Source organism: uncultured Campylobacter sp. (assembly GCF_938045775.1).
GTDB lineage: Bacteria > Campylobacterota > Campylobacteria > Campylobacterales > Campylobacteraceae > Campylobacter_B.
This window is the reverse complement of sequence record NZ_CALIBH010000250.1, coordinates 1-9,632: the sequence shown is the minus strand read 5'-3', so window position 1 is coordinate 9,632 and position 9,632 is coordinate 1. Positions and strand designations below refer to the sequence as shown.

At 50.0% G+C, this 9,632-nt stretch carries 8 protein-coding genes; 3 read left to right on the top strand and 5 right to left on the bottom strand.

Annotated elements, in window-relative coordinates; translation table 11 throughout:
- Positions 1-167: 167 nt before the first annotated feature.
- The 5 genes from Q0238_RS10480 to Q0238_RS10460 all read right to left on the bottom strand — a co-directional run bounded on the left by Q0238_RS10480 (position 168) and on the right by Q0238_RS10460 (position 5,529).
- Positions 168-785, bottom strand: a complete 618-nt coding sequence (locus tag Q0238_RS10480) for a Type 1 glutamine amidotransferase-like domain-containing protein (protein WP_297945836.1) — start codon at positions 783-785, stop codon at positions 168-170.
- Positions 786-1,170: 385 nt separating this feature from the next.
- A complete protein-coding gene (gene lpxD / locus Q0238_RS10475; RefSeq protein ID WP_297945834.1) occupies positions 1,171-2,121 on the bottom strand; it encodes a UDP-3-O-(3-hydroxymyristoyl)glucosamine N-acyltransferase in 951 nt (316 codons plus the stop codon).
- 31 nt (positions 2,122-2,152) lie between these two features.
- Positions 2,153-2,623, bottom strand: coding sequence for an acetolactate synthase small subunit (ilvN, locus tag Q0238_RS10470; RefSeq protein WP_297945832.1), 471 nt, complete (start codon positions 2,621-2,623; stop codon positions 2,153-2,155).
- A gap of 1 nt (position 2,624) precedes the next feature.
- Entirely contained in the window at positions 2,625-4,319 is a 1,695-nt protein-coding gene (locus Q0238_RS10465; protein ID WP_297945830.1) for an acetolactate synthase large subunit, read from the bottom strand.
- A 454-nt stretch (positions 4,320-4,773) separates the two neighbouring features.
- Complete coding sequence (locus Q0238_RS10460; RefSeq protein ID WP_297945828.1) at positions 4,774-5,529, bottom strand: helix-hairpin-helix domain-containing protein; 756 nt, start codon at positions 5,527-5,529, stop codon at positions 4,774-4,776.
- A 112-nt stretch (positions 5,530-5,641) separates the two neighbouring features.
- Here Q0238_RS10460 and pta point away from each other — a divergent pair, with 112 nt between their 5' ends.
- The 3 genes from pta to Q0238_RS10445 all read left to right on the top strand — a co-directional run bounded on the left by pta (position 5,642) and on the right by Q0238_RS10445 (position 9,618).
- Positions 5,642-7,240 carry a phosphate acetyltransferase gene (gene pta, locus Q0238_RS10455; RefSeq protein ID WP_297945826.1) on the top strand — a complete coding sequence of 533 codons (1,599 nt, stop codon included), beginning with the start codon at positions 5,642-5,644 and terminating at the stop codon, positions 7,238-7,240.
- Entirely contained in the window at positions 7,240-8,472 is a 1,233-nt protein-coding gene (locus Q0238_RS10450; RefSeq protein ID WP_297945824.1) for an acetate kinase, read from the top strand. The genes pta and Q0238_RS10450 overlap by 1 nt, the downstream gene beginning before the upstream one ends.
- 525 nt (positions 8,473-8,997) lie before the next feature.
- Positions 8,998-9,618 (top strand): hypothetical protein, encoded by a 621-nt coding sequence (locus Q0238_RS10445; RefSeq protein ID WP_297945822.1) that lies wholly within the window; start codon positions 8,998-9,000, stop codon positions 9,616-9,618.
- Positions 9,619-9,632: the final 14 nt, after the last annotated feature.

The following is a 9,632-nucleotide window of genomic DNA, read 5'->3' as shown; positions in this document are numbered from 1 at the left end:
GCGCTCCGCCGTTGATAAGTAGTATTTTCATTTTGATCCTTTGATTAAATTTATTCGTTAGCGACTCACCGCGCCTAAATTTAAATTCTGCCTCACAGCCTTATGCGCGAACGCAAGCGTAAATTTTACAAAGCGCTTATTGCTAAATTTTACTTTCGCGCCGCAGTTTAACGCCCTAAAATTTCAAATTTATCGCCGTGCACCGCGATCGCTTCGGCGTTATTTATCGGCACCAAATTTAGCTTGCCGCCGTAAGCTTTTAAAATTTTAGCCGTGCTTTGCACGAAGGGCTCCTCGCCGTAGTGCGGCACCGGGTAAAATTTAACCAGATAAAGCCCTGTTTGCGCCGCGGCCCCGTAGTCGCCCGCATCGTCCATCATGGCTGCGTACTCCACGCTGGGTGCGGCGATCATCGCTCCCGCCGACTCGCCCACATACACGAGCTCGCCGCTTTGGACGCGCTTAGCGATCAGGCCGACAAGATCCTTCTTTTTAAGCTCGCGCAAAAGATAAAAGGTGTTGCCGCCGCTTACGTAAAGCACCCGCGCCGCGCCGATCTTTGCCTTTGCTTCGACCTCGCTCGCTTTTGAAACGTCTAAAATTTGAACCTCAAAGCCCATTTTGGCAAACGCCTCTTTCGCCTCGTCCACGTAGTCTCGGTACTCCTCTACGTTTGTGGCAGTCGGGATAAAAAGCACCTCTTTTGCGCGGATATTTTGCTCGGCGAAATCCTCAAAAAGCGTCGCCGCACCCGCAAAATAGGAGCATAAAAACATCTCTATCATCGTTTTTCCTTTCATTAAATTTGCGCTGATTTAAAGCGCTCGTAAAGCTTGGCCGCAATGACTGCGAGCAAACGTATTTCAAAACGAGTAGATCAAATTCTACCGCGCCCACAAAGCAAGCGGAAGACAAAAAATGGCGTGAGCGGAATTCTGTCGATAATTAGCAAAATTTACCGCCGCAGCGATTACAAAATACATCAAAGCCCGAACGGCAGCGCAAATCACTCCACAATCGCCAACTGCCTGGCGATTTCAAACTTCACTGAAACGACGCGAGCCTGCTAGATTAAGCTGGCTAGAGGAGTCTATCAGAGCGAACGATCAAAACTATCAAATCAAGCCGATCAACCGAACCGACTAAAGCAAGTCAGCCAAGGCAAAACGGCTAGTGCTTTTTATCTTTAAAAAATCTAACGATCTTAGCCTGCAGCTTGAACCACTCGCTAAGCTCCATTATAGGATGCCCTGCGTAGTTTTTGCCACCCGTTAGATCCTTGCTTATGCCGCCGCGCGCCGCGATCTGAGTGAAATCGCCCACGCTTACGTGCCCGCCGCTGCCGCTCTGTCCGCCCATCACGACGTTGCGTCCGAGCGTCGTCGAGCCCGCAAGCCCAACTTGAGAGACGATGAGACAGTTTTGCCCTAGTTCGCAGTTGTGCCCGATCTGAACGAGATTGTCGATCTTGCTGCCATGCTTAACGATCGTCGAGCCGAACACTGCGCGATCGATCGTCGTGCACGCGCCGATCTCGACCTCGTCTTGCAGCACGACGTTGCCGTTATGATAAATTTTAACGTGCTCGCCCGTTTTGGTATGCGCATAGCCGAAGCCGTCGCTTCCGATGACGGCGTTTGCGTGGATTATGCAGCGCTCGCCGATGATCGTGTCATTGTAGATGACGGCGTTTGCGTGGATCACGCAGCCGCTTCCGATATGCACGTCATCGCCGATATACGCGCCGCTTAAAATGACGCAATTCTCGCCGATCGTGGAATTTACGCCGATATGCACGTTCTGTCCAATCTGCGCGCTAGCGGCGATCTTTGCGGGCACGCCGCTGCGAATGAGAGACTTAGCAAAATGCGCGCTTAAGATCGCAAAGGCTAGGTGCGGGTTTTCGCACTCCAGCGCTCGCACGCCGTTTGGAACCGCAGTGCCGCACTTTACCAGCACGGCGGCCGCCTTAGTGGCGGATAAAAATTTCTCGTTTTTGTCGCTATCGCAGTAGCTCAGCTCGCTTTGCCTTGCGTTTTGAAGCGAATTTATCGCAGTAATCTCCGCGTCCGCTCCGCTAAGCTCTATATTTAAAATTTCTGCAATTTTGGATAATTTCATTTGCGCTCCTTTGATTAAATTTTATCGCCGCTTACATATCCAGCGCGACGCTGCCGCCGCGGACGACGTCGATCGGATTGTATTTTTTTATCGTCTTTAAAAATCCGTCGATGCGGTCTGCGTCGTCGCACGCCATGATGACGATCTTGCTGTCGTCGCTGTTTGCGATGCTGCCGTTGTAGGCTTTTAAAACCGCATCAAGCCCTGCTAAGTTTTCGCCCAGCGCGATCTTTACCAAAACCATCTCCTTTTCGACGAATTTTGCATCATCGATGACCTTGTAGACGGGGATCAGCTTATGAAGCTGCTTAGTAATCTGCTCTATGACGCGCTCGTCGCCCGAAGTGACGATGCTAAGGCGCGATAGGCCGGTGTTTGGAATCGGCGCAACGGTGAGGGTGTCGATATTATAGCCGCGCCCCGCGAAAAGCCCCGAGATCCGCGACAAAACGCCGTGCTCATCAGTAACGACGACCGAGATTATTCTTCTTATGCTATTCATCCTACGACTCCTGCTCAAAAATCATATTATAAAGCGCGCCGCCTGCGGGCACCATCGGCCAGACGTTTTCGAAGCGATCGATCTTAGCCTCGATGACGCTTACCTTTTTGCTCGCAAGAGCCTGCCTTAGCGCATCCTCAAATTCCGCTTTGGTGCTAACGCTAAAGCCCACGCCGCCGAAGCCCTCGACAATCTTTACGAAATCAGGCTGCGAGCTAAGATCGGTCGATGAGAAACGCTGCCCGTAAAACAGGCTCTGCCACTGCCGCACCATGCCTAAGAAATTGTTGTTTAATACGATATTTACGACGTTTAGGCCGCTAGCACTCGCGGTCATCAGCTCTTGGATATTCATCAAAATCGAGCCGTCGCCGCTGAAATTTATAACGGGTCTATCTTCCGCATAAGCCTTCGCGCCCAATGCCGCAGGAAGGCCGTATCCCATCGTGCCCTGCCCGCCGCTACTTAGCAGAGTGCGTGGCTTGCAAAACGGATAAAACTGCGCGACCCACATCTGATGCTGTCCCACGTCCGTAGCGATGATAGCGTCCTCGCCCGCAATTTTCGCAGTACTTTGGATAACCCACTGCGGCTTTAAAATTTCATCGCTGTCGTTAAATTTAAGCGGGTGAATTTCATCGTATTTGCGGATGAGCTCGCGCCACTGCTCGAAATTTTGAGGGCTGACCTCGTTTTTAATGCGCGGCAGCATCTCCTCTAGCACCGATTTCACATCGCCCACGATCGGATAATCCGCGTTTATGATCTTTGAGATAGAGCTGGGATCGATATCTACGTGGATGATCTTTGCGTTTTTGCCGAATTCGCTAAGCTTGCCGGTGACGCGATCGTCAAATCTCGCGCCCAGGCAGATTATCAGATCCGACTCGCTAAGCGCCATATTTGCGGCGTAGCTGCCATGCATTCCTACCATACCGAGGCGGTTTTTATCATCGCTTCGCATAGCCCCCAGCGCCATAAGGGTTTCAACGACAGGGATCTGCGCAAACTCGCTAAGCTCGCGTACCAGCTCGCTTGCGCCCGCGCTGATGACGCCGCCTCCGATGTAGAGGATAGGCTTTTTGCAGCTTGCGATTAGCTCGACGGCTTTTTTGATCTGCTTAGCGTTGCCCTTATAATTCGGCTTGTAAGTCTGCATCTTGATTTCGCTAGGATATTCAAAAACGCCAAGCTTCGCCGTTACGTCCTTCGGCACATCGACATGCACGGGCCCAGGTCTGCCGCTGCGAGCGATATAGAAGGCTTCTTTTAAAATTCTAGGCAGCTCTTCGATCGTTTTTACCAGATAGTTATGTTTGACGCATGGGCGTGAAATTCCGATCGCATCGATCTCTTGAAAGGCGTCGGTACCGATAAGCGATGTCGCCACCTGCCCGCTGATAAGCACGATCGGGATGCTATCGCTATACGCCGTAGCAAGCCCCGTAAGCGCGTTAGTAAATCCAGGACCGCTCGTGACGACGGCCACGCCGACCTTGCCGCTAGCGCGCGCGTATCCGTCCGCAGCCATAGCCGCAGCCTGCTCGTGGCGCACCAAAATGTGTCTGAAGTATTTTTGTTTGTAAATTTCATCGTATATGTTAAGCGCCGCGCCGCCCGGGTAGCCGAAAACCACCTCGACCCCCTCCTGCCGCAACGCCTCCACGATCATCTGCGATCCGCTAATTTCTTTCATACGCCCATCCTGTTTCGTTGGAATAATTTTGTGATTATATTATTTTGTAAATTAAATTTTACGAATTTTAGGCGCTAAATCGGGTCGAATTTAAAATTTAATAGCAGCAAGACGGGGCAAAATTTTGGAATTTAGCGAGAGTAGAAAAGGCAAATTTAAAATTTAGCCATAAATTTAAAACGGACGGGCTGTTCGGATTTAAAATTTTAAAGTGCAGATTTGTTTCGACCAAACGCGGCACGGAATTTTTAACGTAAAATTTTAGCTTGAAATTTTACCACGTAAGCTGCTGATTAAATTTACAAAATTTTTTGGAATTTTATCGTAGCGCGGAGCGACGCCTGCGTAAATTTTAAATTCTACGTTACGAAATTTTAAAATTTAGCCGTAAATTTAAGGGGGGGCGGAATCTCGATTATAAAATTCTAAAATTCCGCCCGCATAAAATTAAATTTTAAAACCCTCTATCTACCTGCACGCCTACGCCCACGCTAGCGCAGTTACCGCTTTGCGGATCGCAGTCACCGAAGCTTGTGACGCTACTGGATCTTTTCGAGCGGATCGTTCCCATATGCATAGGCACCGGCATGTTACGGCGCGAACTTCCGCCGATTTCGCTATCGCTCATACTGCCAGAACTTCTCCTGTGAGAATAATCATCACGCGGAGGTGGCGGTGGCGGAGGTGGCGGTTTTATACCTCCGTGCGGAGGTGGTGGCATGCCGCCAGGAGGCGGGGGAGGAGGCGGCATCATACCACCAGGTGGCGGTGGCGGAGGAGGCGGCATGCCGCCGCGTCTATCATATCCTCGTGGAGGTGGAGGTGGAAAAGTGCCGGTCTCGGTGATCGTGATGCCATTGCCATAATTTTCAACGCGTTTGTAAGTAGAGCCTCCGTAAACCGTGCGGGTGCGGGTCTTTTCGACTACGACTATGTCGCGCTCAGGCTGCACCGGCTGCTGCACGTTAGCTCTAGGCGATATTTCAAAGCTCTTCTGCAGTTTGGCGGTATCGTAACTTGCAAAGCCGTTGATGCCCTTTAGCTCATCTGCACTTGAAATTTCGCGCTTTTGGCGGTATTGCATAAGCATATCCGCCCTACCCGCATCAAGCCCACCGATCGTCATCAGCTCGTAGCGACTAGCTTCGTTTATGTTGATTTTCGCCGCGGCGAGGCTCACTAAAAGAGCCAAAATCACTAAATTTTTCATGTGCGCTCCTTTGTTGGAAGTTACTGAATTCTAAACCCTCACGATAAATCTTTGATTAACACGCAAGCAAAATTTTGCTACAATTGCCTATCTTATTTAAAAGGACCGATCAATGAACGGAATTTTGCTGCTATGCGACGAGCCTACCGCCTACGAATCCGAGCTAAAAAAACTAGATAAAATTTTATCCATGAGCTTTCACAACGTTTTGCAACTTTGCATCGCTGGCGACAATGCCCTTTTTAGCAGAAGCGAGCTTGAAAAAGCGCTCGCAAACGGGCAGGATGAGCGCGTGCGAAAGGCGGCGATAGAGCGCTTTGCACAGATCCTAAAGCAGTGTAATTTCGTACTGGTTCGCGGCGCCGCAGGAGCCGATATGCGTGAGCTAAATTTACAAATCGCCAAGGATTTAAATATTCCCGTTTGCGGATTTTATCCTAACGAAATCGCCGCGCGCATCGGCGAGCGCATAATCGCTGCAGCAAAAGCGGTAAGCTTTGCCAGCATATATGAGGATAAAATTTCATTTTCCGCGCTAAGACCTGCACAGGAGGGTGCAAATTCTAAAAAATTGGAGCTTTGCGGCAAAAATTCTGCCTGCGAAAAGGGCGCAAAATTTCACGACGAAAATTCCGCTTGCCAAAGCGGCGCGATAGAGCTTGATAAAGTCGTTGCCGACAAAAGCTACTTCACGGACGCCGCAAACTCCACGCGCTGTGAAATTCTAACCCCGTTGAAATTTGAAAGCAAGCTCTACGCCAAGGCTCGCGCGAACGTTAAAACCGTCGTGCTTCCAGAAAGCGACGATGAGAGAATTCTGCGCGCGGCCGCGATTATAAAGCAAAGCGGCGCTGCAAATTTGATCCTTCTGGGGCGACAAGATGAAGTGCAAAAAAGCGCAAGCAAGCTAGGTCTCGATCTAAGCGGCGTTAAAATTTTAGATCCGCAGACGGATGCGAGCTTGGAAAAATTTGCGCGCGATCTATATGAGCTTCGCAAGGCAAAGGGCATGAGCGAGGCGCAGGCGCGCGATTTAGTGCGCGATCGCACCTATTTCGGCACGATGCTCGTGTATGAAGGGCTAGCCGATGCGATGGTAAGCGGTGCCGGCACGACTACTGCGGAGACGATCCGCCCCGCGCTTCAGATCATCAAGACAAAGCCCGGCATCGCGAGCGTTAGCGGCGCGTTTATAATGTGCCTGGATACGCAGGCTCTGCTTTTTGCCGACTGCGCCGTAGCGCCGAGCCCGAGCGCAGAGTATCTGGCAGGTATCGCGATCTCAAGCGCTGCGACCGCAAAGGCGTTCGGGCTTGAGCCGCGTGTGGCGATGCTAAGCTACTCCAGCGGCGACAGCGGTAGCGGCGATAGCGTGGAATTCATAAAGACTGCAACGCAAAAAGCGCGCGAAAAGGCGCCGGCGCTTTTAATCGACGGACCGCTGCAATTCGACGCCGCAGTCGATGCGGCGGTTGCTAAGAAAAAAATGCCGGACTCCGCGGTCGCAGGGCGTACGAACGTATTTATCTTCCCCGATCTTAACTGCGGAAATATCTGCTACAAGGCCGTTCAGCGCACCGCAGGCGCCGTGGCGATCGGACCGATTCTGCAGGGCTTAAAAAAGCCGGTAAACGATCTAAGCCGCGGCTGCAAGGTCGCCGATATCGTAAACACGATACTTATCAGCGCAATTCAAGCGGGAGAGAATTAATGGATATCCTAGTCATAAATTCTGGCTCGAGCTCGGTTAAATTTAAATTCCACGATATGCTAAATCACGCCTGCATCGCAAGTGGGCTCATCGAGGAGATCGGCTCGACGCACGCAAGCGGAAGTATCAATTGCGCCAATGGACGAGGCATAAAAGTTGAAAACGAGCAAATTGCAAATCACGAAACCGCGATTGCGATTGCGATCGATCTTTTAAAACAAAGCGGAGTAATCAACGATCTAACTCAAGTAGGCGGCATCGGACACCGCATCGTTCAGGGCGCGGATTATTTCGACGCTCCCGCGCTCATAGATGATGACGTAATGGCTAAAATCGCCGAGCTTGCGCCGCTTGCACCACTACACAATCCCGCAAATTTAGCGGGTATCAAATCCTGCCTGAAGATCGCTCCGAAAATTCCAAACGTAGCGGTTTTTGATACGATCTTTCATCAAAGCATCCCGCCTTATGCGTATATGTACGCGCTGCCGTATGAATTCTACGAAAAATATAAGGTTCGCCGCTACGGCGCGCACGGCACATCGCATTGGTTCGTCTCGACGATGGGAGCGAAATTTTTGCGTAAAAAATACGAAAACTTCAATGCCATTACGCTACATCTTGGCAACGGATCGAGCGTGAGTGCTATAGAAAACGGCAAGTGTATCGACACCTCGATGGGGCTAACGCCGCTTGAGGGGATCATCATGGGCACCAGATGCGGCTCGATCGATCCTGCAATCATCCCATACATCGAGCGCGTCGCGGGCTACAACGCGCAGGATATGGACGTTATAATGAACAAAAAAAGCGGACTTTTGGGCATCTGCGGTGCAAGCGATCTGCGAAAGGTCTATGAAAAGATGGAGGGCGGAGAGCCGCGCGCGAAACTCGCGTTTGAGATGCTCGTTTACAGCGTCGTTAAGATGATCGGAGCGTATTACGCCGTGCTTGGGCGCGTGGACGCTTTGATCTTTACCGGCGGTATCGGCGAGAATGCGCCGCATTTTAGACAAAATGTCTGCGAGAAGCTCGCTCATATCGGCATCGAAATCGATGCGACAAAAAACGCAAAAAATACCGGCTCGATTAGAAATTTAAGCGCGGCGGATAGCAAAATCAAAACGCTCGTAATCCCTACCAACGAGGAGCTTGCGATCGCCGAAGCCACGGTCGATACGATCAACAAAAACTCCGCGCAGATCGACTATCAGAAATACTCGGAATTTTAAATTAAATCTAGTGTGATTCCGCGGTTATTTTGCGAGCAAGCAACGCTAACTTGCCTTTTCGTTAGGCAATTAAATTTTAGGCTTTAGCTGCGAGTTTGCGTGAAATGAAAGGGCTTTCTTATTTTAGAGGCTTTCTGGCTAAGACGATACGAGAAGTCGCTACGCTACGCGCGGGTTTAATTTTATTTGTCGCTTCCGATAAGGCTTAAATTCTTCCTCGGAAGAAGTGGAACGGAAGGGGCTATACTTGCGAAGCGCCCTTTTACTTTGCCTGGGGCTCGCCTCGCGACCTCAAGCAGACCCCACCGCCCCAACCTGCATCTGCCTCACTGCGCGTTAAAGGCGGCGAGACTTTATTTTTAAACAAAGCTTTGCTGGTTAAATTTAATAAATTTTATTTCAAATTTGACCGCAAAATTCCAAAGCAAGTCCTCGTCGTGAAATTTTACCGAACGATAAGGCATAAAATTTTAAAATTTAGCGCAAGCCGGGTTTTGCCGTAAAGATTTATTAAAGGAGCGAACGATGAGCGATTTGCTAAATTCACAAGGCACGCAAGAGCAAGAGGCGCCGTATCCCGATACGAAATTCACTAAATTTTTCGGGCGGCTTTACGCGGCGGTTTTTGTGCTGTTTGCGATCACGGCGCTTAGCGTATTCGTGCTGCCCGAAAATATTTTAGACGCAAGCGCGGCATGCGCGGACTTCGTTAAATTTATGAAGCAGTTTTTTCCAAACATCGCCGCGATCGGCAAAATAAGCCCGCACACGCAGCTTGCGGAATTTTACGTCGCAGCATTGTGGGTACCTATTTTAACGGCTTTCGCGCTAAGCTGCGTGTATTATCCAATCGCCGTATTCTTATATGAAAAAGAGCTTCCCGCCGTCAAGACGCAGCTAATTATGCTTATCGGCATACCTTTTATCTATTGGCTTCTAAATAATTATTTCTACGCCGATTTTGCCATAAACGGCATCCCACACAGAGTAGGCAACGGGCGGACGTTTCCAACTTTTGCGAGCAGAGAAAGCCTGTTTGGTTGGCTATCGTTTTTTGGAGGCGGCTCAATGTTTTTTGGTATGTCTGTTCCGATTTTATTCAGTAATATAGTCCACTGGATATATCTATCGAGAAATAAAAGCTAAATTTTATAAAATCG